Here is a 22,267-nt window from a genome sequence, read left to right on the forward strand (position 1 = left end):
GATGGTGATCGCGGCGGGCGCCGTGCTGGAGCCGGGATGGGTCGCGGACGTCCAGCAATTCGTTGACCGCGCGTCCTCGGATATCGCGGCCTGTTTCAGCGAGGCCGCGCGTCCGCAGGGACACGAGTCGATGCTGCGCGCCGTGATCGCGCTGTGGCGAGCGCGCCGTGCGAGTCTCGATCCGGCGAAAGGTCTTGTCATCAGCAAGGCATTCCTGCGGAGGCTCGGCGGCTACCGGGACGGGCCGGATCCGGAGGGTGAATTGCTTCACCGCATCCGCAAGCGCCGGTTGGCGACATTGCGGACAGGGATCATGACGGCCGGCGAGCCCTGACAGTTGCTTGATCTTCGTTGACACACATCGATCCCGCCCGCGGAAGCGGGATTCGATGTGATGTTCGCCACCCGATATCGGGCGAGCGAAAACGACCTTACGCCGTGAACGGCTCTTCTTGAGTCGTCTGGGTCGTCTCTGTCGTCACGCTCGGCGCCGCCGGCTTCTGCTCCGGGTCGGCGGGCAATTGCAGCACGGTCGCTGTCTGTCCCTCGCGCAGCATCGTGACAAGCACGATCTGCCCGTCCGGAAATTCCAGCGCATCGTGATGCACGTTCGGCCGATGCATGTTGATCTGCCGGAAGCGCGCCACCCTGTGCGGGATCGTGGCATAGCCAAAGCGCGGCGGTAGCAGGCCGAACCCCTGCGAATAGACAACGTCGTTGTCAAACGCGATCTCGGTGCCGGGCCGCATGCAGATCGCCACATCCGGCTCGCTGGCGGTCGCAAAGCCGCCAGTGATCGAGGCTTCGAATGTCACGCTTCTGACCTTGTCGCCCACTTTTGCCGGGCGCGAGGCAACCTGGTGCAGACTATAGTCGCACATGGAAGACATCCTTCTTGCTGCGAACAGCCGATGCGGTTGTCCTACTGGATCGATGGTAACCGTCGAGCGCGGCAATCGTGTGATTGTGGAAGCCGCGCGAAGCGGTATCACCGCTTGTTGAAGTGCGGAGGGGCCGCGAAAGTTCGTGCGGCCGAAGCAAAATCCGAACGCGCGGCGGCGACGAAATTTGCCGCTTGTGAACCTGCGTTGTTGCCGTTCACGGCGCGTTGATGCGAAACGGGCTTTTATTTGTGCGATGCGATCCCCAATCAACCTGGCCGGGCTGAAACAGGAACCGTCTTATGAATATCGATCTGAGCGGCAAGCATGCGGTGGTGACCGGGTCGACCGGCGGAATTGGTTTTGCCATTGCGAAGGGTCTCGCGGGGAGCGGCGCCTCCGTCGTGATCAACGGGCGCGCCGATGCGAAAGTGCAACAGGCGGTCGAAACGCTGAAGAAACAGGTGCCGCAGGCAAAGGTCGAAGGTGTTGCGGCGGATCTTTCGAATGCGGACGGTGTCGCAGCCTTCACCAGGCGGGTTCCGCAGGCGGATATTCTCGTCAACAATCTCGGCATCTTCGAGCCGAAGGCCTTCGAGGACATTCCGGACGAAGACTGGATGCGCTTCTTCGAAACCAACGTGATGAGCGGAATCCGGATGTCGCGCGCCTACATTCCCGGCATGAAGAAAAAAGATTGGGGGCGGATCGTCTTCATTTCCTCGGAATCGGGCCTCAATATCCCGCTCGAGATGATCCACTACGGCATGACCAAGACCGCGCAGATCGCGGTCGCGCGCGGTCTTGCGGAATCACTCGCGGGAACGGGAGTCACGGTCAACTCGGTGCTTCCCGGACCGACGCGATCGGAGGGCGTGGTCGAATTCTTCGGCAAGATGGCGAAGGAGCAGGGCGTTTCGCACGAGCAGATGGAGAAGGACTTCATAGCGCAGCATCGTCCGACCTCGATCATCCGAAGACTCGCCACGGTCGACGAGGTCGCCAACATGGTAGTCTACGCGTGCTCGAAGGAGGCGTCGGCAACGACAGGCGCAGCGTTGCGCGTGGAGGGCGGATTGCTGCGAAGTATCGGGTGATGCGCCGCGCGTGCTGACTCAGAGGTGCCACGACCTCGTGGGTGCGAAGCGCTTCGCGGGTCCGGCAATGATGAGGGTTAGACCGTCGCCCCCTGTGCCTTCGGCCGGCGCAGATGCTCGTCGAGCCGCGGCATGATCTCGACGAAGTTGCACGGCCGGTAACGGTAATCGAGCTGATGCACGAGGATGCCGTCCCAGGCATCCTTGCAGGCTCCGGGCGAGCCGGGGACGCAGAAGATATAAGTCGCGCCCGCGACGCCGGCGGTTGCACGCGTCTGGATCGCCGATGTCCCGATCTTGGCGTGGCTGATCATCAGGAACAGGGTCGCGAAGCCGTCCATCCGCTTCTCGAACAGAGGCTCGAGCGCCTCCGGCGTCACATCGCGCCCGGTGAAGCCGGTGCCGCCGGTCGAAATCACGACATCGACGCCCGGATCGGCGATCCACGCCTTCACCTGGGCGCGAATCTTGTCCACGTCGTCGGTGACGATCGCGCGTGCGGCGAGCTTGTGGCCCGCCGCTTCGATCCGTTCGACGAGAGTCGTTCCGGATTTGTCGTCGGCAAGCTCGCGCGTATCGGAAACCGTGAGCACCGCAATATTGAGCGGGATGAAGCTTCGGGATTCGTCGATGCCGGGCATGCTATTTTTCCTTTTCCCTCCCCTGAAAGGGGAGGGTCGATTGTCATCGTGTTGCGATGACAATCGGGGAGGGGTCATTGGCGCAATCCCAGAATAGCTGATTGCCGTATTGACCCCCACCCGGTCCGCTTCGCGGACCGACCTCCCCCTTTCAGGGAGAGGTCAAGTTGAATTACAAAGTCGCCGTCCGGAAGGTGTCGCAATCCGAGACGCGGCCGCTCTCGAAGCCACGCTTGAACCAGCGCACGCGCTGTTCGGACGAACCGTGAGTGAAGGAATCCGGCACGACGCGCCCGGTCGCCTGCTTCTGCAGCCGGTCGTCGCCGATCGCCGACGCAATTCCGATCGCGCCTTCGATGTCGCCCGGATCGATGAAGTCCTTCTTGCGCCGCGCGTGATTGGCCCACACGCCGCCGAGGCAATCGGCTTGCAATTCGACACGTACCTGAATGTTGTTGGCTTGCGCCTTGCTGCCGGCCGCCTGCTGCATCTGCTGTGCGCGCGGCAGGATGCCGAGCAGGTTCTGCACGTGATGCCCGACCTCGTGCGCGATCACGTAAGCCTGAGCAAATTCGCACTGCTTGCCTCTGCAGGCGCGAAATTTCTGCTCCATCTCGCGGAAGAACGCGGTGTCGAGGAAGATGCGCTTGTCCGGCGGGCAGTAGAACGGCCCCATTGCCGATTGCGCCATGCCGCATGCGCCGCCCGGGGTCGCTCCGGAATAAAGGCGAAGTCGCGCCGGCCGGTAGGTCTGCCCGTTGGCGCGGAAGATGTCGGACCACACGTCTTCGGTTGAGCCGATGACGGCAGCGACGAAATCGCCCTGCTGATCCGAAGGCACACCCTTCTTCGCAGCTGGCGCCTGGCGTTGGGTTTGCTGGCTCGGTCCCTGGAAGACTTCGGCGCCGCCGATCAGGATTCGCGGATCGATTCCGAGAAACCATCCGATCAGGCCGAGGACGATGATGGTGCCGATACCAAGACCGCCGCCACCACCCGGGATCGGGAAGCCACCACCGCCGCCAAAGCCACCTTCGCCACGCACATCTTCGATGTTGTCGCTGCGGCGGAAATCATCCCAACGCATCCGTCCCTCCTGAGACCGGCAGTGTTGCCGATCGAATCGCGTTCGTCCACGGCTCTGAACGCCGGAGGCGCTCACATGTTTCGTTACCAAATGGTTGTTGCCGGAGGTAAAAGCTAGCCTCTCAAAGTCATTGCAATTTAAGGAGATTTTTACTTTGGGCCATCAGTATCCGGAACGTCGGTTGTAGGTCCCGCGTCACCGACAGCGTCGCCAGGGTCAGAGTTCTGTATCATGGTAGAGTCGCGTCGCGGGGCGTCCAAGCGGACGCCCCGTATGACTCCAGAAGTTGAAAAAGGTCCACGTGTGCTCGTGGGCGATTGCGTTGCACAACTTGCGACGCTGCCGGCCGAGTGCGTCGACCTCGTCTTCGCCGATCCGCCTTATAATCTGCAGCTGCAGAGCGATCTGAAGCGTCCCGATGACTCGAAGGTCGACGCCGTCACCGACGACTGGGACAAGTTCTCCTCGTTCAAGGAATACGATGAGTTCACGCGCGCATGGCTGACCGCCTGCAAGCGCGTGATGAAGCCGTCCGCCACGCTCTGGGTGATCGGCTCCTATCACAACATTTTCCGCGTTGGCTCGATCCTTCAGGACCTCGGCTTCTGGATCCTGAACGATGTGGTGTGGCGCAAGTCCAATCCGATGCCGAATTTCCGCGGCCGGCGATTCACCAACGCGCATGAGACCATGATCTGGGCCGCGCGCGATCCGGGCGGCAAAGGCTACACGTTCAACTATGAGGCGCTGAAGGCCGGCAACGACGACGTGCAGATGCGCTCCGACTGGACGCTGCCGCTCTGCACCGGAGAAGAGCGGCTGAAGGGTAACGACGGCAAGAAGCTGCATCCGACCCAGAAGCCGGAAGCATTGCTGGCGCGCGTGATTCTCTCGGCGTCGCGGCCGGACGATCTGGTGCTCGATCCATTCACCGGTACCGGTACGACAGGTGCCGTGGCGACCAAGCTCGGCCGTCGGTTCGTAGGCACCGAGCGCGATCCCACCTATGCGAAAGCCGCAATGAAGCGGATCGCTGCCGTCACGCCGCTGGAGGCGCCCTCGATCGCTCCGTTCGTGACCGCGCGCGAAGCCCCGCGGGTGCCGTTCACCGCACTGATCGAACGCGGACTTATCACGCCCGGTGTCAGCCTCGTCGACTCCAAGAAGCGTCACAAGGCGCTGGTGCGGGCCGACGGCGCGGTGATGCTCGGTGAAAAGGTCGGCTCGATCCATCGCATCGGCGCGCTCGCGCAGGGACTCGAAGCCTGCAACGGCTGGACCTTCTGGCACGTCGAGACGCGCGGCGGGCTCACCCCGATCGACAATCTGCGCGCCAAGGTGCGGGCGGAGATGGACGCTTAGCCGGCCTCTGACCGGCTTATTGCGTCGCGTCGTTTCGCTGCTCGACGTGTCTCAGGCTGCTGAGGGCGAACGATCTGCTTTGCGGCTCCTGGTCGTCGCGGAACCATTCGCAAAAGGCCGTCTGTCCATCGACCATGGCAATGGTCATGAGAGGACCGCCGGACCGCAGGCTGACGATATCGCCCGGCTTGAATTGCGTGTCTGCCACTAAGGTCCACTCCGAAATCGAATCGTTGCTGCCGGTATTGCACAAAGCCTCGCATCGCGTCGGCTCGCTTGTCTATCGCCGGCGGACCTACGAGGCGCCCCTTTGAGTGGCGGCGGACGCTCACCCTATCGGGTATCTTTGCCGGTCCCCATGACCGCCCTCTTGCGGTGTTTGTCTCCATGCCCATTAATCGCTAGGTTCCCAGGCCATTAGACGCTAGTATGTCGCGCCTTTCACCGGGAAGGGCAGCGAAATGGAAAGCGGTATCGCCATGGAAAAGCTGTCACGCCGTGCCTTGTTGCGCACCCTGGCAGGGGGCGCCGCTACCACAGTGGGTACTGTTGTCATCGCCCGCACCGCGCTCGCCAGTATTCCCGACGCGCCGGTCGAAGGTGCCCTTCCGGCTGATATCGATGTCCAGGCGCGCGCTGCGGAACTGGAGGCGGCTGACGTCGTTGGCCCGGCCGGTCAGGCGCATGCTCAATTTGTGAACCTCCCTGGCGTTGGAGGCTTCGGCAACGGCGGTGGTTTCCGTAACGGCGGCTTCCTCAACGCGCCGTTCGGTAATGGCGGTTTCCGGAATGGCTTCCGCAATGGCGGCTTCGGTAATGGTGGCGGCTTCCGCAATGGCGGTTTCCGCAACGGCGGCGGCGGTCACGGCGGCTTCCGCAACGCATTCCGCAACCACTAGAGCATGATTGCTGCCGACCACGTCGGTCCACTGGAACTGCTCGTTATTCAGCCGACGCCGTTCTGCAATCTTGACTGCTCCTATTGCTATCTTCCGAACCGGCTGGACAAGCGGAAGATCACGCTTGAGACGCTGGAAAAGACTTATGACTGGGTCTTTTCCTCCGGTCTGATCCGACAACCCTTCACATTACTGTGGCATGCCGGCGAGCCGATGGTTCTGCCGGCGTCGTTCTATGAACAGGCAACCGTCCTGCTCGAAAGCCGCAACACCAGCGGGTTCGAGATCACCCAGTCCTTTCAGACCAACGCCACCCTGGTGAACAAGGACTGGTGCGACTTCATCCGTCGCCGCAATGTCCAGGTCGGCGTCAGCGTCGACGGCCCCGAGTTCCTGAACGACCGCAATCGTACCACCCGAAACGGTGGTGGGACGCTCGATCGCGTGCTGCGCGGCATGCAGGTGCTGCGCGAGCACGATATCTTCTTCGATGTCATTACGGTGCTGACGTCGGCGTCGCTGGACTATCCCGACGAACTTTTCGATTTCTATATCGAGCACGGCATCACGGACGTCGCGTTCAACGTGGAGGAGATCGAGGGGCCGCACGTCACTTCCTCGCTCGCGGGCACCGGGATGGAGCCGCGCTTCCGCCGCTTCTATTCGCGCTTCATGGACCTTGCACTCGCGTCGGACCCGCCGCTGCGGGTGCGCGAATTCGAGACGTCGCGCAGTTCGATCGCGTGCCGCGAACAGCTCGATGACCGGCGAACGCAGGAATGCAGACCCTTCGGCATCCTCAATGTCGACTGCGAGGGCAATTTCTCGACTTATTCGCCCGAGTTGCTGGGCCTTAGCAGCCCGCGGCTCGGCAGCTTCGCGCTCGGCAATGTAGCGCGGGATTCTCTGGAATCGATCCTGACGATGCCGCGCTTCCTTGCCCTCGATGACGAGATCCGCCGTGGCGTGGATCTGTGCAGGGAAAGCTGCCGCTATTTTCCGTTCTGCGGCGGCGGTCCGCCCGGCAACAAGTATTTCGAGAATGGCGACTTCGCGACGACGGAAACGCTGTCCTGTCGGATGCACAAGAAGGCGACCTTCGACGTTGCACTCGACAAGTTCGAACGACTTAGGGCGATGACGTGACGGTGTCGTTTGCGGTCGCGCCGAATTTCCAATTGAAGGGCTCATGGACGGATCGGTTGCTCGTCGCCGAGGGAGACGGCTGGCGGGCTGCGAACGCGGATGAAGTGACGGCCCTGACGTTGAGCGAACCGCCCGAAGGCGGCGACGCATGCGCCTGTCTGTTCACAGTTCCGATGCACCTGCGCGGCCGCTTCTGGATGATGCTGGACCAGGAAGCAGTGGAAGGAAGCGGCGACTTCGTAAGCTTTTCCTACGATCTGGCAGAATTCCTGAGATTCAAGCAGTTGCCGCTACCGAACGACTCGGTGTGCGAACTTCTTCTTCAGGACGCTGCCGGACAGCTGACCACGGACGACGTCTGGGCTCTCGTCAATTTTGGCGAAGACCCCGTCGAGCTGGCATGGCCTCAACTCAGGCTTCGCCTGAACTCCGGAGAAGGAGTTCGGATGGCTTCCGGATCGACCGCGGACGTCGTGCCGCCCGCGAACGACGATTTGAATGTGCTGCTGGCGATCTGTCTCGCCACCGCGTAGCGCTTTGCGCGCACGGCCACGCGCCTTGCCCCATTAGCGCGCTTTGCGCCGCTCGATATTGCCGCTGCGCTGCGGCACGCCGAATTCCTTCCGGCAGATATCGGCAAGGATTGCGATCCCCTCACGGATTTCCGTTTCGGTCGGGCTCGCGAAGCACAGCCGCATCCGGCTCCCGGAATGCGCGGCGTCGGTCGACCATTCCGGTCCCGGATTGATCGCCACGCCTGCGGCGAGCGCGGACTGATACAGCTTCATTGTATCGACCTGGTCGGGAAGCTTCACCCAAAGGAAGATCCCGCCGGGCGGATCGTCGAACTCGGCTGCGGTGCCGAACTGCTCCTCGAGAGCGTCCATCAATGCCTCGAGCTTCTTACGCAGGCCGCGCCGCAGGTCCGGCACGTGGGTCTCAAAGTGAGGCGTGCAATATTCCGCGAGGACCATCTGCTCCAGCGCGCCCGAACCGGCATCGACTTTCAGCGCGATCATGCGCGAAAGAATTTGCCAGGGTGCAACGATGAAGCCGACGCGCAGGGCCGGTGCGACCGATTTCGAGAACGAGCCGATATGGATGACGTTGCCGGACTTGGTCATTGAATAGAGCGCGGGTGCGCGCCCGCCGCTCCAGATCAGGTCGGAGTAACAATCGTCCTCGAAGATCGGTACTCCGAATTTTTCCGAAAGAGCCAGCAGTCTTTCGCGGCGATCCATCGGCATGATTGTGCCAGTCGGATTCTGGACAGTCGGAATCGTGTAGATGTATTTCGCGCGAATGTCCTTTGCGGCAAGCGCGGTCAGCGTCTCTTCGAGCGCATCCATCCGCATGCCGTCCTTGTCGAGCGGCACGCCGACAGCTTTGATGCCCGCGCGCGCGTAGCGGTTCAGCATGCCGCCATAGGTGTCGCGCTCGACGATCACGGTTTCACCCGGTGCGACCAGCGCCCCGTTGATCAGATCGAAAGCCTGCAGCGAGCCGGACACCAGCAGGATGTCGTCGGCGGTGCAGGCAATCGCCGCATCGCGTCTCAGCTTCGCCGCAAGAAAGTCCCGCAACGGCTTGTAGCCCTGCGGGCCGTTGGCAACACCGTAATAGGCGAGGCTTTGTCCTTCGCGCCGCAGCACGGCGTCGGCCGCGGCCATAAGGCCATCGACCGGCACCTGCGCAGGATCGTTGTTGCCGCCGGTGAAATTGTATTTGGGAGACCCCGTCCATTTCGCTGCGGGCGGGGGGGATCCGGGTGGCAGCAGCGGCGTGAAGTCGAAAGCGGACATCTCGATTCGTTCTCCCGGTGGCGAGGGCGCGACGGTAGAAGGAGGATCGAGATGCCGCAATATCGCGCTCAGCTCCGTTTGGGGCCGTTGCCCGCGCCGCCGGTATAGCGCGACAGGATGGACACCAGCATCAGTGCGCCGATGACGGTGATGTGCTCGGTCGCGGTGTGAAACGCCTGAATCGAGCGCGGCTCCGGCAGCGACCAGAAGTGATGGACCAGCGGGATCGTCAGCAATGTGAACACCGCGAGCGCGCCGGCACCGAGCCAGGTCCAGCGATTGAGAATGATCAGAAGCGATCCGCCAAGTTGGGTGACGATCGTCAGGATATTCATCAGTTCGGGATGCGGCAGGTTGAACATCGCCATTTCGGCGACGCCGCCCTTGAAGTCGATGAGCTTCGCTAGTCCGCTGCCCCAGAACGCGAAGGTCAGGATGATGCGGGCAAGCAGAAAGAACCAGCCCTGGTCGAGCAGGCGTACGAACATTGTCGGCATTTCAGAGTCCCCGAAAAGAAAAGCGCGCGCAAAACGATTTCGCGCGCGCCGTTAGAACGGAAAATATTGCGACCAAATGGAGGCGGGTCATTCACCGTTCGTTGATCGAAGATCCGACTTCGATCGTGAATTAGTTCTTACTTCGCCGCCGTGACCATGATCTCGACGGTGAATTGCGGAGCGGCGAGTCGCGCCTGAACGGTGGCGCGCGCAGGCGTGTTGCCGGGCGACACCCAGGTGTCCCATACCGCATTCATTTCGGCGAAGGTGTCCATGTCCGCGAGCCAGATATTGGCCGTCAGCAGCTTCGACTTGTCGGTGCCGGCCTTTGCCAGATAGCCGTCGATGGTGGCGAGAATTTCCTTGGTCTGCTCGGTGACGCTCTTGCCCGCGTTCTTCTCCGCGACGACGCCCGCGAGATAGACCCGGTCGCCATGAATGACGATTTGGCTCATCCGCGGTCCGACTTCGTGACGTTCAATTTTCATGGGATTCCTCGTATCTCATCTCGCATTGCGGCAGATCTCCTTGCGAGAGGTCTCCCGTTGACGGGTCTTCCTGCGGCAGCGGCGGAGGAATTGCAACAGATCACGTCGTCGCCGGTCATCCTTTGTTAAAAAGCTTCGCAGGCTTGCCTTGCCGGCATGTGTCGGGACAGGCCGAATGCTGCTAGCATGAGGCGACATTCAATGGCGACGGAGGCGACAATGCCAGTAGCTTTTTCGGTAGATCCCGAGACCCTGCGCAAGTTCAAGCTGTGGTTCAAGATCTACGGTGTGATCCTCATCCTGCTGGGCGCCGCGTCCATCATCCTGCCCGGTATCGCGACGCTCGCGACCGCCATCACGGTCGGCTGGCTGCTCATCGCCGGCGGAATTTTCGGGCTGATATCGGTCTTCCAGTCCGGCCCGAGTTCGCCGGGCTTCTGGTGGAATCTGATCACCGCCATCCTGTGCGTGCTGGCGGGCGGCGTGATCCTGTTCAATCCGGTGAAGGGCGTCCTCACCCTGACGATCATCCTCGTGGCCTATCTGCTCGCAACCGGAGTGAGCAAGGGCGTCATGGCCTTCCACTATCGCAACGTGATCCCGAAGGCCTGGGGCTGGGTTCTGTTTTCCGCGCTGGTCGATTTCGCGCTTGGCGTGATCATCCTCGCCGGTCTGCCGGGCAGCGCGATCTGGGTGCTCGGCCTTCTGGTCGGCATCAATCTGCTGTTTACCGGCGTCGCGCTTATCACCGCGGCGATCCATTGTGAGAGCGCCAACACGCCGCCGCAGCCGTCCGCTACCGCGAAAGCCTGACGGTGCAGTTCAGATACCGGCGCGGCTCACGGTCGCGCCGGGCACCTGAAGACCGATGCACTCCTTATGGATCTCGAAGACACGGACTTGAAGGAGCCTCCGCGATGGGCTGGTTTTCCGACGACATCGAGACGATGGAGCATCTGTTCGTCCATTCGTTGCAGGACATTTATTATGCCGAGCAGCAGATCGAGCGCGCGCTGCCGACCATGATCGAAAAGGCCTCCGACGCCGAGTTGAAGCGTGCCTTCCAGACGCACCTTCGCCAGACCAGGGCTCAGATCAAGCGGCTCGACCGCGTCTTCAAGAAGATCAAGCGCACGCCACAGGCTCACAAATGCCCGGCGATCGATGGCATTCTCGATGAGGCGAACGAAATCGCGGGTGACGTCGGCGATCAGGTCGTGCTGAATGCGGCGTTGATTGCGGCGGCGCAGGCGGTCGAGCATTACGAGATCACGCGCTATGGTACGCTGACGTCGTGGGCCAAGCTGCTCGGTCACACCGAAGTATCGAAGCTGCTCTTCGACAATCTCAAGGAAGAGAAGGCGACCGACAAGAAGCTCAACGACATCGCCAAGCGCAAGATCAACAAGAAGGCGCTGGCGCGTCAGCCGAAGCCGCTGACGGTCGAAGAGAAGCTGGAAGAAGCGATGATCGGCATACCGGTGATCGGCTAGCGCCGTTTACAAAGGCTGCGTCGCGAGGGGGAGTTACGCCGAATGTTCGGACTGGCAAAGAGCGGCCTGTTGATGGCCGCGCTCATGACCGTTGCAGTAGTGGCGCTTCCCGATCCCGCGGAGGCGGCGAGGGCGCGTCCCCAGACGAAATGGTGTTTGCGCGGCCCGACCGGCGGCCAAGCGTGCCTATACCATACATTCGAGCAATGCCGGAAAGCCGCCCATGGAACGGGTGGCGTCTGTCGGCGCAATCCGCGCTACGGGCGGTGATGAGTTGGGGTGTCAGGCCAGCGGCCGGTTTTTTTCAGCTGGCAGCAGGCCCGCGTTTCTTTGACCGGATGTGAGACCGCTCACAGTCGGCCCGGCGTGCGTAGTTTAAAGAGGTGGCGAGACGCAACGCTTCGGGTGACGCGTCATGCCGTACCGCCGATTGCGATATCGATTTCTGGTCTTTGTCATCGCCGCGCTGATGTGCAGTCCGGCAAACGGCGATGGTCTGGCTGACGTCGACTCAGCAGAACGGCCGCACGCAAATTCCGGGCGGTTCGTTGCCGCGACGGCTTTCGCGATCGGCGCCCGGATCGGCGACCATGCAGTCGGCGCGGTGGGCTTCAATTTCGAGAGATATTTCTATCCTCTTGTCGAGGTCGATGATCGCCGGCCTCCGGTTGATACATGGACGCTCGGGCGGTCAACCGACGATGCGACGTTGATTGCGATGATCGGCGGTGAAGACAGGATCGCCATGTCGCTGTCAACGATACACGGTCTCATCGCGCTCGGACGGCAGGGCGACAGTCACACGGACGGACGCAGCAACTTCGCTTACGCGCGATCGTCGGTAGACGGCCGGTTATGGGCGATACACTGGACCTTGAACGCGCCCGGCGAGTGGCTGATCGGCGCCGTGTTCGTTCCACATCCGGATCTGGATTGGCTGGCGGGAGCGCGATTGTTCGCGCCGCGCATCGGCAGCGAGGCGCATAAGCCGCAACAATGCGCCGCCCGCTTTCAGGTGGCCTGCGTCGCGCGGCCGTGATGCGCGCGTGCAGCGCAGATCATATCGTATCGCAGGTGGGAATTTTGCCAGCGGCGCCTAGCTGTTCGCATGCGCAATCACCTTGCGCATCACGTTGGGGAAAGCTTCGCCCTCAATCTCGTCGGCTGTGATCCATCGCATGCTCTTGGGAGCGCGCGCAGTGTTTGCAACGCGGGCTCGGAAAACCGCGAGTTCGAGCGGGAAATGCGTGAAGACGTGGGAGACGACGCCGGCGACGCGATGCCATTTCGCTTTCAGTGGCGCATCCGTGAGCGCCAGCGCGTCATCAAAGTCGTGCGTCCATGCCGTGGTCGGTACTTCGGTCATCCTGGCCAGCAGCCCCTTGTCCGGCCGCGTGCGCACCAGTAGCGCGCCATCGGCGCGGGTGACTACAAAGGCCGCGCCGCGCCGAAGCTTGCCTTCGGCTTTCGGTGTCTTGCGCGGGAAGGTTTCCTGATCGCCGCGCTTGCGCGCCACGCATGGTTCGCTCCAGGGGCAGAGGCTGCAGGCCGGCTTTTTGGGCGTGCAGATGGTGGCGCCGAGATCCATCATCGCCTGCGCGAAGTCGCCCGGCCGCTGGTCCGGCGTCAGCGTCGCGGCGTGCGCGCGAATGCGCGGCTTCGATCCGGGCAGCGGCTCCTCGATGGCATAGAGGCGCGCGATGACCCGCTCGATGTTGCCATCGACCGGCGTCGCCTTGCGGTCGAAGGCGATCGCGGCGATGGCAGCGGCGGTATAGGCGCCGATTCCCGGCAGGGTGAGGAGGTCCGTCTCGGTCTGCGGGAAAATGCCGCCGTGATTTTGTACGACCGCGCGAGCACAGGCGTGAAGATTGCGAGCACGGGCGTAATATCCTAGGCCCGCCCAGAGCTTCAGCACTTCTTCGAGCCTTTCCGCGGCGAGATCGGTCACTGTCGGCCAGCGCTGAAGGAAACGACCAAAATAGGGTCCGACCGCTTTGACGGTGGTCTGCTGCAGCATGATTTCGGACAGCCAGACGCGATACGGGTCCGGCCTTTCTCCGTTTTCCACGCGCCAGGGGAGCCTGCGCCGGTGCCGGTCATACCAGGCGAGCAGCGCCGCGGCCGATGCCAAAGGCCTCGCGCAATCGGCTGATTCTTCGGCCTTTTTCCGCGCCCCGCGCTTTGCTAGCGTCATACCCTTCGTGTGACAGAGGCGCCCCGTTTGAACAAGCCACGACGATCCGCCCGTCCACTGCCGGACATTGCCGGGGCGCTGCTTGCCGATGCTTTCCGCAAGCAGGGCTTCTCGTCGTCCGAGCTTGTGGTCCGCTGGTCCGCCATCGTCGGCGACGATGTCGCGGCGCATGCCGAACCGTTGAAAATCCAGTGGCAGAAGGTTCCAGACGGCCAGCCCTCCCAGCCCGGAACGCTGGTGCTGCGCGTCGACGGACCCGCTGCGATCGAGATCCAGCACATGTCGCACGTGATTCTGGAGCGGGTGAACCGCTATTTCGGCTTTGCCGCGATCGGCAAGATCGCCATCCGGCAGGCGCCGCTGCGCCGTGTCCCGCCCAGGCCGGACCGGCGGCTCGATCCGCACGCCGTTCAATCCATTGCCGAAACGCTGCCGGGCGAGACCGATCCCGCGCTCAAGGATGCGCTTGCGCGGCTCGGCGCCGCCATCAAGCGAAAGTGACGCCAAAGGCCGAGGTGGCGGAATGGCCGCGCCATTGCCACATCGGCCATGACAGGATAGCCCAGACGCCGAATTTGCCGGATCAGCCGCAGGAGTTTTCAGTGCTCATCACCCGCCGTCAGTTCGTCACAGCGGCCGCCGCATTGTCGGCCATGCTCGCGCTGCCATTCGGCAGAGATTTTGCGTTGGTCGGCGATGCTCTGGCCCAGCAGGCTGTCAGCCCGGCCGATCTGGCCCAGGCAGGTCCCCTCGGTGATGTCGTGGTCGGCAAGGACGACGCGCCGGTGACGATCATCGAATACGCCTCGATGACATGCAGTCACTGCGCAAACTTCCACAACACCACCTATCCGGAGATGAAGAAGAAATACATCGATACCGGCAAGGTGAAGTACATCCTGCGTGAATTCCCGCTCGATCCGCTTGCGGCCGCAGGCTTCATGCTGGCGCGCTGCGCAGGCAACGACAAATACCACGCCATGGTAGAAATGCTGTTCAGCAAGCAGAAGGAATGGGTGGTGCAGAACCCGATCCCGCCGCTGCTCGCGCTCGCCCAGCAAGCGGGCTTCACCAAGGACAGCTTCGAGTCCTGCCTGAAGGATCAGAAGGTCCTGGAAGCCATCGAAAGCGTACGCACCCACGGCGCCGAGAAGCTCGGCGTCAACTCGACGCCGACCTTCTTCATCAACGGCAAGCTGTTCCGCGGCACGCTCACGATCGACGAACTCGACAAGCAACTTGAGCCGTTGCTGAAGAGCTGACGCGGAAAATTTTCTTCCGGAAAAAAGCGCGACCGCTCTGCGGTCGCGCTTTTTGTTTGCGTGCCGAATTCGCCCGGCGCGGTCGCTCAGGTTCCGCGGGCCTACATGGGCGTGGCAACAGGCACCTTGAAAAAGCCTCTGCAAGCCCCAATTTTCGCCGTCAACACTGATTTTTTCGCGATTCCAGTGGCTTGGGGGAAACCCGGATTTCGGCTTGCCCTTCGGGGGTGCCTTCCTCATTCTCCCGGCCAATTTGGGGCGTTTTGACGATTCGCTCTTTGAACCGAAAAGGGCGCCGGCGACACCGGCAAGGAAAGAAGAAGTCCAGCAAATGAAGCTGACGCGACTGCGGCTGATTGGCTTTAAGTCTTTCGTTGAGCCCACAGATTTCCTGATCGAACCCGGTCTTACTGGCGTTGTCGGGCCGAACGGCTGCGGCAAGTCGAACCTTGTCGAAGCGCTCCGCTGGGTGATGGGCGAGAATTCCTACAAGTCCATGCGCGCGACCGATATGGACCAGGTGATTTTCGCCGGCTCGACCAATCGGCCGGCCCGGAACCACGCCGAAGTGTCGATGGCGATCGACAATTCGGAACGCAAGGCGCCGCAGGTCTATGCCGACGTCGATACCCTCGAAGTAGCGCGCCGGATCGAGCGCGAGCAGGGCTCGACCTATCGCATCAACGGACGCGAAGTGCGTGCGCGCGACGTGCAGATTCTGTTTGCCGACGCGTCCACAGGCGCACGCTCTCCCGCGCTCGTGCATCAGGGCCGTATCGGCGAGATCATTCAGGCCAAGCCGGAACAGCGCCGTCGCGTGCTGGAAGAGGCGGCCGGCATTTCCGGTCTGCATGCGCGTCGTCATGAAGCCGAGTTGCGGCTGCGCGCCGCCGAGCAAAACCTGCAGCGCCTTGAAGACGTGATCGGGCAATTGGCCTCGCAGATGGATGCGCTGAAGCGTCAGGCCCGTCAGGCCGTGCGCTACCGCACCGTGTCCGCGCAGATCCGCAAGCAGGAAGCGACCTTGTTCCACCTGCGCTGGATGAATGCGAATACCGAGGCTGCTGCGGCCGAGCAGGCGCGCGATGCCGGTTTGCGCGAGGTCGCTGCGGCCACGCTGGCACAGACCGAAGCTGCCAGGGTTCAGGACGAAGCGGCGGCGGCGTTGCCGCCGCTGCGCGAGGCCGAAGCGCGCGCTGGCGCTGCCTTGCAGCGACTTGTCGTTGCGCGTGAGGCGCTCGACCGCGAGGAAGCGCGTGCCAAGGAGCGTATCGCGGAACTGGCGCAGCGGCTCGTGCAATTCAACGAGGACATTGCGCGCGAACGGCAGCTTGCAACGGATTCAGAGGCTGCGCTTGCGCGTCTGGCCGAGGAATCCGCCGTGCTGCGGCGCGATCTGGAGGCCGGCGAAAGCAAGCGGACGAATGCGAATGAGCGGGTAGCCGAAGCCGATATGCTGCTCGCCGAATCCGAACGGAATTTCAGCGAGGTCACGGGTGCGCTCGCCGATCTGACGGCACGTCGCAATACACTGGAGCGCGCCGCGCGCGAACAGACTGACAGGCTGACGCGTCTTGAGCGCGATATCGCCGATGTCGTCGCCGAGTTCGCGAAGATCGACGCCGAAAACGAAGGCGGGCCCGATCTGGAGGCGCTTCTGCAGGCGGTCGAGACTGCGCAGGAAGCGGTGAGTGAAGGCGAGGCGGCGGCGCTGCGCGCCGAGGCCGCGCATTCCGCCGCGCGTCAGGCGCTCGACGTCGAGCGCAAGCCGCTGGCCGAAGCCGAGCGTCGCGCGGGCCGTCTCGAGACCGAGGCGCGCACGCTGCGCAAGGTGCTGCATGTGGATTCCGGCAGCCTGTGGCCGTCGGTGATCGATAATCTCACCGTCGCAAAGGGCTATGAGACTGCGCTTGGCGCAGCGCTCGGTGACGATCTCGAAGCGCCCGCCGATCCTCGTGCGCCGATGCGCTGGGCGGGAGCCGCGGTCGATCCGACCGATCCGATGCTGCCGGAAGGCGTCGAGCCGTTGACCAATCACGTGAACGCGCCGGCCGAGCTGGACCGGCGCCTGCGCCAGATCGGGCTCGTCGAGCGCGCGGATGCAGACCGTTTCGTCCCGCTGCTCAAGCCCGGTCAGCGACTGGTATCGCGCGAAGGCGATCTCTGGCGCTGGGACGGATTCGCGGTTGCCGCGAACGCCCCGACCGGTGCGGCGCGCCGGCTCGCCGAACGCAATCGTCTCGCCGAAATCGAGGCCGAGCTTGAATCGGCACGCGCGCATGCCGAAGCCAAGCGCGAGATCGTGAACAAGGCGGAAGCTGAAGTTAAGGCCGCAAGTGCTGCGGAAGCGGAAGCCCGCAATCGCGGACGTGAGCTGCAACGTGCGGCCAATGAGGCGCGTGAACGTCACGCCGCGGCCGAGCGCAAACTCACTCACATCACCACGCGCCGTGCGGCCTTGACCGAAGCGCAGACCCGCCTCGGTGCGAACCGCGACGAGGCTGCCGCCGCACTTGCCGAGGCGCAGCACGCCTTGTCCGAACTGCAGCCCACGGCCGAGCTCGAGGCGCGTCTCGAAGAGGTTCGCAACGAGATTTCCGCGCGCCGCGTTCAGGTCGCGGAGGTGCGTGCAGAGGCGCAGGCGCTGACGCGCGAAGCCGAACTCGCCAAGAAGCGGCTCGAAGCGATCGCGGGCGAGCAGCAATCCTGGATCGATACGCAGGAGCGGACCGCCAAGCAGATTGCAGCCCTGGAGGCGCGGCTCACGGAAGCAACGACCGAGCGCGACAGCCTGGTCGATGCGCCGCAGCTGTTCGAGGACAGGCGGATTGCGTTGCTCGAAGAGGTCCAGAACGCGGAAGAAGCCAAGCGCGAGGCAAGCGACAGGCTTGCCGAGGGTGAGCGCGCGTCGTCGGCAGCGAACAGTGCCGCGCGTGCTGCGCTCGAAGCATTCAGCGCCGCCCGCGAGCAACTGGGCCGCGCGGAAGAGCGCGGCGAAGGCGCGCGCCGTCGCGTCGCCGATATCGAGCACGAAATCCGCGAGATGCTGGAAGTCGAGCCGCAGGGCGTTGCGGCCCTGGCCGAGATCACCGAAGGCACGACGCTGCCGGATGTCGCGGAGGTCGAGGCCGATCTCGAAAAGCTCCGGCGTGAGCGTGAGCGGCTTGGCGCCGTCAACCTGCGTGCGGAAGAGGAATTGACCGAGGTCGAGACTCAGCACACTTCGCTGGTGACCGAACGCGATGATCTCGTGGAAGCGATCAAGCGGCTGCGCCAGGGCATCCAGAACCTGAACCGCGAAGCGCGCGAGCGGCTTCTGGCATCGTTCGAAGTGGTGAATTCCCACTTCAAGGAACTGTTCACGCGTTTGTTCGGTGGCGGCGAAGCCGAATTGCAGCTCATCGAAAGCGATGATCCGCTCGAGGCCGGGCTGGAGATCATGGCGAAGCCTCCGGGCAAGAAGCTCCAGTCGCTCTCGCTCCTTTCGGGCGGTGAGCAGGCGCTGACGGCGATGGCCCTGATCTTCGCGGTGTTCCGCACCAATCCTGCGCCGATCTGTGTGCTGGACGAAGTGGACGCGCCGCTGGACGACCACAACGTCGAGCGGTACTGCGACCTGCTTGAAGAGATGACCCGCATTACCGACACGCGCTTCGTCATCATCACGCACAATCCGATCACCATGGCGCGGATGAACCGGCTCTATGGTGTGACCATGGCCGAGCGCGGCGTCTCCCAGCTCGTGTCGGTCGACCTGGAAGCCGCGGTCGCCATTCGCGACCAGCAGGCCGGGGCGGCCTAGTCCGTCACGGACGCAGACCTCTCTCTTTTCCCTCCCACCGCGAAGCGGGGGGAGGGGCGATCGACTGAGCGTTAGCGAAGGAGATCGGGGGAGGGGCCGGATTTGGCAAAGTGCCCTCCACCCGCGACCCCTCCCCGCCGTTTCGCGGGGGGAGGGGAATAGAGCCGTCGCGCCATTACAGCGATTCTGTTGACGCGCCCGGTTCCGCGCGTCATCACGACGATATGCCAATCCGTCTCGACAGCCGCAGCGCCGATTTCGCCTCGCGATTTGAGGAGTTCCTCGCCACCAAGCGGGAAGTCTCAGCCGACGTCGAGACAGCCGTCCGCGGCATCGTGGCCGATGTGATCGCGCGGGGCGACGAGGCTCTGATCGACCTGTCCCGGAAGTTCGACCGGGTGGACCTCGGCAAGCTTGGCCTGCGCGTGACCGCGGCCGAGATCGATGCCGCCGAAAAGGCGTGCGACCCGCAGGCGCTGGATGCGCTGAAGCTCGCGCGCGACCGGATCGAGGCCTTCCATATCCGCCAGAAGCCGAAGGACGACCGCTTCACCGACGCGCTCGGCGTCGAACTGGGTCATCGCTGGACGGCGATCGAGGCGGTCGGGCTCTACGTGCCGGGCGGCACGGCGGCTTACCCGTCGTCCGTGCTCATGAACGCCGTGCCGGCGAAGGTCGCGGGCGTACCGCGCATTGTGATGGTGGTGCCGACGCCGGACGGCGTCATCAATCCGCTGGTGCTGGCGGCCGCGAAGCTCGGTGGGGTCGATGAGATCTACCGGGTCGGCGGCGCACAGGCTGTCGCGGCGCTGGCCTATGGCACCCGGACGATAAAGCCGGTGTCCAAGATCGTGGGGCCGGGCAACGCCTATGTCGCCGCGGCCAAGCGGCAGGTGTTCGGCAAGGTCGGCATCGACATGATTGCGGGACCTTCCGAAGTGCTGGTTCTGGCGGATGGTACGGGCAATCCGGACTGGATCGCGGCGGACCTTCTCGCGCAGGCCGAGCACGACGAGGCCGCGCAGTCGATCCTGATCACGAACGATGTGCGGCTTGCCGACGATGTCGAAGCCGCCGTGATGTCGCAGCTCAAGACGCTGCCGCGTGCGCCGATCGCCGGCGCTTCGTGGCGCGATTTCGGTGCGACCATTCTCACGCGCGATCTCGACGAGGCGATCCCGCTGGTCGATGCGCTGGCGCCCGAGCATCTCGAACTGATTTCGGCCGATCCAGAAAGCCTGATCGGCAAGATCCGCAATGCCGGGGCGATCTTCGTCGGGGGATATACGCCGGAAGCCATCGGCGACTATGTCGGGGGCTCCAACCACGTGCTGCCAACGGCGCGTTCGGCACGGTTTTCCTCGGGCCTCGGCGTGCTGGATTTCGTCAAGCGCACCTCGATCCTGAAATGCGGTCCGGATCAGCTCGCCGCGCTCGGTCCCGCTGCGATCGCCCTTGGCGAAGCAGAAGGGCTCGGAGCGCATGCACGTTCGGTCGCGATCCGGTTGAACAGGCGATGAGATGACGGACGCGCCCTCCGCATCGAAGCTCGTGGCAGTGACGCTCGATGAGGAGTCGATCGGGCGGTCCGGTCCGGACGTCGAGCACGAGCGGGCGGTCGCGATCTATGACCTGATCGAGGAGAATTCCTTTCAGCCGGTCGGCCAGGATGTCGGCAAATACGCGCTGCATCTGAGCATGGCGGACAATCGCCTTGTGTTCGACATCCGGACGCCGGACGGCGCTCCGGTGGTGGCGCATCTGCTTTCGCTGTCGCCGCTACGCAAGATCGTGCGGGACTATTTCATGATCTGCGACAGCTATTATGCCGCGATCCGCACGGCGACGCCGGACCGGATCGAGGCGATCGATATGGGGCGTCGCGGTCTGCATGACGAAGGCTCGAACCTGCTGCAGGAGCGGCTGAACGGCAAGGTAGACATGGACTTTGCCACCGCGCGACGCCTGTTCACCCTGATCTGCGTCTTGCACTGGAAGGGCTGAACGCGCGATGCAGCCCGGTTCACGGCCGCAGTCCGTCCTATTCGCCTGCGGTATGAATTCGATCCGATCGCCGATGGCCATGGCCTTGTTCCGCCATCTGTTCGGCAAGCGAATCTATACGGGCTCAGCCGGCGTGAAGACGGGGGAGCCGGATCTGTTCGCGGCCGCGGTGATGGACGAAATCGGGCTCGATATCTCCAAACACAAGCCGCAGACCTTCGAGGAGCTTGAGGACTGGGAAGGGCTGAATTTCGACCTGATCGTCACGCTGTCGCCGGAGGCGCATCACAAGGCGCTGGACCTGACACGCACCCTCGCGGCCGAGGTCGAATACTGGCCGACCCCGGACCCGAGCGATGTCGGAGACACCCGGGAGCAGAAGCTGGAGGCTTATCGGGCCGTGCGGGATCAGCTGATGGACAAGATCCTGGAGCGGTTCGGCGGGCCGGGGCGGATGGCGGATTGACGTTCAGTACGGTTGTTAAAAGCGCCCGATTCCGATAGGTCTTGCGCCCCATTCGCGGCGTTTCCCGCGTCCGCCGGGCTTTCCCTAACCGCGCACCATCCCATGATCGGCCGGCCCAAACTCGTCCTTGCTTCCGGTTCGCCCCGCAGGCTCACGCTCCTCAACCAGGCCGGGATTGAGCCCGACGCCCTGCAGCCCGCGGACGTCGATGAGATGCCCTACAAGGGTGAGCTGCCGCGCGCCTGCGCGACGCGTCTCGCCCGGGCCAAGGCGGAAGCCGCGCTGGAAGCTGTGCGGTTGAACGAGGAACTGCGCGGCTCTTTCATCGTCGCCGCCGACACGGTCGTGGCGGTCGGCCGGCGCATCCTGCCCAAGGCGGAACTTCTCGACGAAGCCGGGCAGTGCCTGCGGCTTCTGTCGGGGCGCAATCATCGCGTCCATACCTCGGTCTGCATGGTGACTCCCAAGGAGAGCTTCCGGCAGCGGATGGTGGAGACGCGGGTCCGCTTCAAGCGGCTCTCCAGCGAGGATATCGAAGCTTATCTCGCCTCGGGCGAATGGCGCGGCAAGGCTGGCGGTTACGCCATCCAGGGGCTCGCCGGCACTTTCGTGGTGAAGCTCGTCGGCTCCTACACCAACGTCGTCGGGTTGCCGCTCTATGAGACCCTCGCGCTGCTTCAGGGCGAGGGCTTTCCGGTCCATTTCGGCTGGTTAAACGCCTGAGTGCGAGCTGCGTTGCGGCGATGCTAGTGCGCCTCGCCGACCGGATTCGAACTCACCAGCACCGCGGCCAGGACGCAGGGTTCGTTGTCGCGCACGCTCCATGAGTGGTTCGTGCCGCGCTCGGTGAGAGCGAGCCCCGGCATCGATTCCATCTCTTTGATGTTGGTTGCGTGCCCGTCCATCACGAAGCACGACGTTGGCGCTGGTTCTGCCGATGGTGCGGCTCGCCTCGTCGACGAGCAAGCCCGCTTCGGCCGTTTGATGGCGCGTGAGGCGAGCGACCCCGAATGCGTTCGAACGCGGGATCTACCCCGGCGAGTTCCTTGGATCCGGCACGTCGGCAACGGCTGCGGGCTGCAACAGATGAGATTCCTGGAGCCTAACGATACCGTCGAACTGGAGGTGGAAGGACTCGGAGTT

At 63.4% G+C, this 22,267-nt stretch carries 25 protein-coding genes and 1 pseudogene; 18 read left to right on the forward strand and 8 right to left on the reverse strand.

Annotated features, from left to right (window positions below):
• A pseudogene (locus VNZ93_RS17380) lies at window positions 1-334 on the forward strand (hypothetical protein); the annotation flags it as partial.
• Window positions 335-431: 97 nt separating this feature from the next.
• Here the strand turns inward: VNZ93_RS17380 and VNZ93_RS17385 are convergent.
• Window positions 432-881: a hypothetical protein gene (locus tag VNZ93_RS17385; protein WP_325707873.1), complete on the reverse strand. Its 450-nt coding sequence runs from the start codon at window positions 879-881 to the stop codon at window positions 432-434.
• 302 nt (window positions 882-1,183) lie between these two features.
• On the opposite strand from VNZ93_RS17385, the gene VNZ93_RS17390 reads away from it, so the two are divergent.
• Window positions 1,184-1,978: an SDR family oxidoreductase gene (locus VNZ93_RS17390; RefSeq protein ID WP_325707876.1), complete on the forward strand. Its 795-nt coding sequence runs from the start codon at window positions 1,184-1,186 to the stop codon at window positions 1,976-1,978.
• A 77-nt stretch (window positions 1,979-2,055) separates the two neighbouring features.
• Here the strand turns inward: VNZ93_RS17390 and moaB are convergent, their stop codons facing one another.
• Both moaB and ypfJ read right to left on the reverse strand, forming a co-directional pair.
• Window positions 2,056-2,619 (reverse strand): molybdenum cofactor biosynthesis protein B, encoded by a 564-nt coding sequence (gene moaB, locus VNZ93_RS17395; RefSeq protein WP_325707879.1) that lies wholly within the window; start codon window positions 2,617-2,619, stop codon window positions 2,056-2,058.
• Window positions 2,620-2,791: 172 nt separating this feature from the next.
• Window positions 2,792-3,706 carry a KPN_02809 family neutral zinc metallopeptidase gene (gene ypfJ / locus VNZ93_RS17400; protein ID WP_325707882.1) on the reverse strand — a complete coding sequence of 305 codons (915 nt, stop codon included), beginning with the start codon at window positions 3,704-3,706 and terminating at the stop codon, window positions 2,792-2,794.
• 231 nt (window positions 3,707-3,937) lie between these two features.
• Here ypfJ and VNZ93_RS17405 point away from each other — a divergent pair, with 231 nt between their 5' ends.
• Entirely contained in the window at window positions 3,938-5,068 is a 1,131-nt protein-coding gene (locus tag VNZ93_RS17405) for a site-specific DNA-methyltransferase (protein WP_325707885.1), read from the forward strand.
• A gap of 16 nt (window positions 5,069-5,084) precedes the next feature.
• Here the strand turns inward: VNZ93_RS17405 and VNZ93_RS24935 are convergent, their stop codons facing one another.
• On the reverse strand, window positions 5,085-5,276 hold the full coding sequence (locus tag VNZ93_RS24935) for a YodC family protein (RefSeq protein ID WP_414710106.1): 192 nt from the start codon (window positions 5,274-5,276) through the stop codon (window positions 5,085-5,087).
• Between the two features lie 253 nt (window positions 5,277-5,529).
• On the opposite strand from VNZ93_RS24935, the gene VNZ93_RS17410 reads away from it, so the two are divergent.
• The 3 genes from VNZ93_RS17410 to VNZ93_RS17420 are packed head-to-tail and all read left to right on the forward strand — an operon-like array spanning window position 5,530 to window position 7,646.
• Window positions 5,530-5,967, forward strand: coding sequence for a hypothetical protein (locus VNZ93_RS17410; protein WP_325707888.1), 438 nt, complete (start codon window positions 5,530-5,532; stop codon window positions 5,965-5,967).
• Between the two features lie 3 nt (window positions 5,968-5,970).
• Entirely contained in the window at window positions 5,971-7,113 is a 1,143-nt protein-coding gene (gene grrM, locus VNZ93_RS17415; protein ID WP_325707891.1) for a cyclophane-forming radical SAM/SPASM peptide maturase GrrM/OscB, read from the forward strand.
• A complete protein-coding gene (locus VNZ93_RS17420; RefSeq protein ID WP_325707893.1) occupies window positions 7,110-7,646 on the forward strand; it encodes a hypothetical protein in 537 nt (178 codons plus the stop codon). Before grrM ends, VNZ93_RS17420 begins: the two co-directional genes overlap by 4 nt.
• 33 nt (window positions 7,647-7,679) lie before the next feature.
• Here the strand turns inward: VNZ93_RS17420 and VNZ93_RS17425 are convergent, their stop codons facing one another.
• The 3 genes from VNZ93_RS17425 to VNZ93_RS17435 form a co-directional block, all read right to left on the reverse strand.
• Window positions 7,680-8,915 carry a PLP-dependent aminotransferase family protein gene (locus VNZ93_RS17425; RefSeq protein WP_325707896.1) on the reverse strand — a complete coding sequence of 412 codons (1,236 nt, stop codon included), beginning with the start codon at window positions 8,913-8,915 and terminating at the stop codon, window positions 7,680-7,682.
• A 68-nt stretch (window positions 8,916-8,983) separates the two neighbouring features.
• Window positions 8,984-9,412, reverse strand: coding sequence for a DoxX family protein (locus tag VNZ93_RS17430; RefSeq protein WP_325707898.1), 429 nt, complete (start codon window positions 9,410-9,412; stop codon window positions 8,984-8,986).
• Between the two features lie 137 nt (window positions 9,413-9,549).
• Window positions 9,550-9,900, reverse strand: a complete 351-nt coding sequence (locus VNZ93_RS17435; protein ID WP_325707901.1) for a RidA family protein — start codon at window positions 9,898-9,900, stop codon at window positions 9,550-9,552.
• A gap of 219 nt (window positions 9,901-10,119) precedes the next feature.
• On the opposite strand from VNZ93_RS17435, the gene VNZ93_RS17440 reads away from it, so the two are divergent.
• The 4 genes from VNZ93_RS17440 (at window position 10,120) to VNZ93_RS17450 (ending at window position 12,432) form a co-directional block, all read left to right on the forward strand.
• Window positions 10,120-10,713, forward strand: coding sequence for an HdeD family acid-resistance protein (locus tag VNZ93_RS17440; protein WP_325707904.1), 594 nt, complete (start codon window positions 10,120-10,122; stop codon window positions 10,711-10,713).
• Between the two features lie 104 nt (window positions 10,714-10,817).
• Window positions 10,818-11,393 (forward strand): ferritin-like domain-containing protein, encoded by a 576-nt coding sequence (locus tag VNZ93_RS17445; protein ID WP_325707907.1) that lies wholly within the window; start codon window positions 10,818-10,820, stop codon window positions 11,391-11,393.
• 72 nt (window positions 11,394-11,465) lie between these two features.
• Window positions 11,466-11,663, forward strand: a complete 198-nt coding sequence (locus tag VNZ93_RS24940) for a DUF3551 domain-containing protein (protein ID WP_414710107.1) — start codon at window positions 11,466-11,468, stop codon at window positions 11,661-11,663.
• A gap of 145 nt (window positions 11,664-11,808) precedes the next feature.
• The gene (locus tag VNZ93_RS17450; RefSeq protein ID WP_325707910.1) at window positions 11,809-12,432 is read left to right on the forward strand and encodes a hypothetical protein; all 624 of its coding nucleotides are present in this window, start codon (window positions 11,809-11,811) and stop codon (window positions 12,430-12,432) included.
• 57 nt (window positions 12,433-12,489) lie between these two features.
• Here VNZ93_RS17450 and mutY read toward each other — a convergent pair whose 3' ends face one another.
• Window positions 12,490-13,590: an A/G-specific adenine glycosylase gene (mutY, locus tag VNZ93_RS17455; protein ID WP_325707913.1), complete on the reverse strand. Its 1,101-nt coding sequence runs from the start codon at window positions 13,588-13,590 to the stop codon at window positions 12,490-12,492.
• Window positions 13,591-13,617: 27 nt separating this feature from the next.
• Here mutY and VNZ93_RS17460 point away from each other — a divergent pair, with 27 nt between their 5' ends.
• The 8 genes from VNZ93_RS17460 to VNZ93_RS17495 form a co-directional block, all read left to right on the forward strand.
• Window positions 13,618-14,091 (forward strand): DUF721 domain-containing protein, encoded by a 474-nt coding sequence (locus VNZ93_RS17460; protein WP_325707916.1) that lies wholly within the window; start codon window positions 13,618-13,620, stop codon window positions 14,089-14,091.
• 101 nt (window positions 14,092-14,192) lie between these two features.
• Window positions 14,193-14,852 (forward strand): DsbA family protein, encoded by a 660-nt coding sequence (locus VNZ93_RS17465; protein WP_325707919.1) that lies wholly within the window; start codon window positions 14,193-14,195, stop codon window positions 14,850-14,852.
• A 331-nt stretch (window positions 14,853-15,183) separates the two neighbouring features.
• Window positions 15,184-18,654 (forward strand): chromosome segregation protein SMC, encoded by a 3,471-nt coding sequence (smc, locus tag VNZ93_RS17470; RefSeq protein WP_325707922.1) that lies wholly within the window; start codon window positions 15,184-15,186, stop codon window positions 18,652-18,654.
• Between the two features lie 224 nt (window positions 18,655-18,878).
• Window positions 18,879-20,174 carry a histidinol dehydrogenase gene (gene hisD / locus VNZ93_RS17475; protein ID WP_325707925.1) on the forward strand — a complete coding sequence of 432 codons (1,296 nt, stop codon included), beginning with the start codon at window positions 18,879-18,881 and terminating at the stop codon, window positions 20,172-20,174.
• Between the two features lies 1 nt (window position 20,175).
• The gene (locus VNZ93_RS17480) at window positions 20,176-20,658 is read left to right on the forward strand and encodes a UPF0262 family protein (protein ID WP_325707928.1); all 483 of its coding nucleotides are present in this window, start codon (window positions 20,176-20,178) and stop codon (window positions 20,656-20,658) included.
• 7 nt (window positions 20,659-20,665) lie between these two features.
• Window positions 20,666-21,124 (forward strand): arsenate reductase ArsC, encoded by a 459-nt coding sequence (locus VNZ93_RS17485; RefSeq protein ID WP_325707932.1) that lies wholly within the window; start codon window positions 20,666-20,668, stop codon window positions 21,122-21,124.
• 102 nt (window positions 21,125-21,226) lie between these two features.
• Window positions 21,227-21,847, forward strand: a complete 621-nt coding sequence (locus tag VNZ93_RS17490; RefSeq protein WP_325707935.1) for a Maf-like protein — start codon at window positions 21,227-21,229, stop codon at window positions 21,845-21,847.
• Window positions 21,848-21,931: 84 nt separating this feature from the next.
• A partial coding sequence (locus tag VNZ93_RS17495) for a hypothetical protein (RefSeq protein ID WP_325707938.1) occupies window positions 21,932-22,267 on the forward strand: 336 nt, incomplete at its 3' end.

It is taken from the genome of Pseudorhodoplanes sp. (assembly GCF_035565795.1).
In the GTDB taxonomy this organism is placed as follows: Bacteria; Pseudomonadota; Alphaproteobacteria; order Rhizobiales; family Xanthobacteraceae; genus Pseudorhodoplanes.

What these genes read in the sequence shown, in the direction of transcription:
- VNZ93_RS17390 (WP_325707876.1), top strand. Translation starts at nt 1,184, where the DNA reads ATGAATATCGATCTGAGCGGCAAGCATGCGGTGGTGACCGGGTCGACC.
- mutY (WP_325707913.1), bottom strand. Translation starts at nt 13,590, where the DNA reads ATGACGCTAGCAAAGCGCGGGGCGCGGAAAAAGGCCGAAGAATCAGCC.
- VNZ93_RS17485 (WP_325707932.1), top strand. Translation starts at nt 20,666, where the DNA reads ATGCAGCCCGGTTCACGGCCGCAGTCCGTCCTATTCGCCTGCGGTATG.
- VNZ93_RS17410 (WP_325707888.1), top strand. Translation starts at nt 5,530, where the DNA reads ATGGAAAGCGGTATCGCCATGGAAAAGCTGTCACGCCGTGCCTTGTTG.
- ypfJ (WP_325707882.1), bottom strand. Translation starts at nt 3,706, where the DNA reads ATGCGTTGGGATGATTTCCGCCGCAGCGACAACATCGAAGATGTGCGT.
- VNZ93_RS17450 (WP_325707910.1), top strand. Translation starts at nt 11,809, where the DNA reads ATGCCGTACCGCCGATTGCGATATCGATTTCTGGTCTTTGTCATCGCC.
- VNZ93_RS17490 (WP_325707935.1), top strand. Translation starts at nt 21,227, where the DNA reads ATGATCGGCCGGCCCAAACTCGTCCTTGCTTCCGGTTCGCCCCGCAGG.
- VNZ93_RS24940 (WP_414710107.1), top strand. Translation starts at nt 11,466, where the DNA reads ATGGCCGCGCTCATGACCGTTGCAGTAGTGGCGCTTCCCGATCCCGCG.
- grrM (WP_325707891.1), top strand. Translation starts at nt 5,971, where the DNA reads ATGATTGCTGCCGACCACGTCGGTCCACTGGAACTGCTCGTTATTCAG.
- smc (WP_325707922.1), top strand. Translation starts at nt 15,184, where the DNA reads ATGAAGCTGACGCGACTGCGGCTGATTGGCTTTAAGTCTTTCGTTGAG.
- VNZ93_RS17385 (WP_325707873.1), bottom strand. Translation starts at nt 881, where the DNA reads ATGTGCGACTATAGTCTGCACCAGGTTGCCTCGCGCCCGGCAAAAGTG.
- VNZ93_RS17435 (WP_325707901.1), bottom strand. Translation starts at nt 9,900, where the DNA reads ATGAAAATTGAACGTCACGAAGTCGGACCGCGGATGAGCCAAATCGTC.
- VNZ93_RS17425 (WP_325707896.1), bottom strand. Translation starts at nt 8,915, where the DNA reads ATGTCCGCTTTCGACTTCACGCCGCTGCTGCCACCCGGATCCCCCCCG.
- hisD (WP_325707925.1), top strand. Translation starts at nt 18,879, where the DNA reads ATGCCAATCCGTCTCGACAGCCGCAGCGCCGATTTCGCCTCGCGATTT.
- VNZ93_RS17445 (WP_325707907.1), top strand. Translation starts at nt 10,818, where the DNA reads ATGGGCTGGTTTTCCGACGACATCGAGACGATGGAGCATCTGTTCGTC.
- VNZ93_RS17480 (WP_325707928.1), top strand. Translation starts at nt 20,176, where the DNA reads ATGACGGACGCGCCCTCCGCATCGAAGCTCGTGGCAGTGACGCTCGAT.
- moaB (WP_325707879.1), bottom strand. Translation starts at nt 2,619, where the DNA reads ATGCCCGGCATCGACGAATCCCGAAGCTTCATCCCGCTCAATATTGCG.
- VNZ93_RS17430 (WP_325707898.1), bottom strand. Translation starts at nt 9,412, where the DNA reads ATGCCGACAATGTTCGTACGCCTGCTCGACCAGGGCTGGTTCTTTCTG.
- VNZ93_RS17405 (WP_325707885.1), top strand. Translation starts at nt 3,938, where the DNA reads ATGGTAGAGTCGCGTCGCGGGGCGTCCAAGCGGACGCCCCGTATGACT.
- VNZ93_RS17440 (WP_325707904.1), top strand. Translation starts at nt 10,120, where the DNA reads ATGCCAGTAGCTTTTTCGGTAGATCCCGAGACCCTGCGCAAGTTCAAG.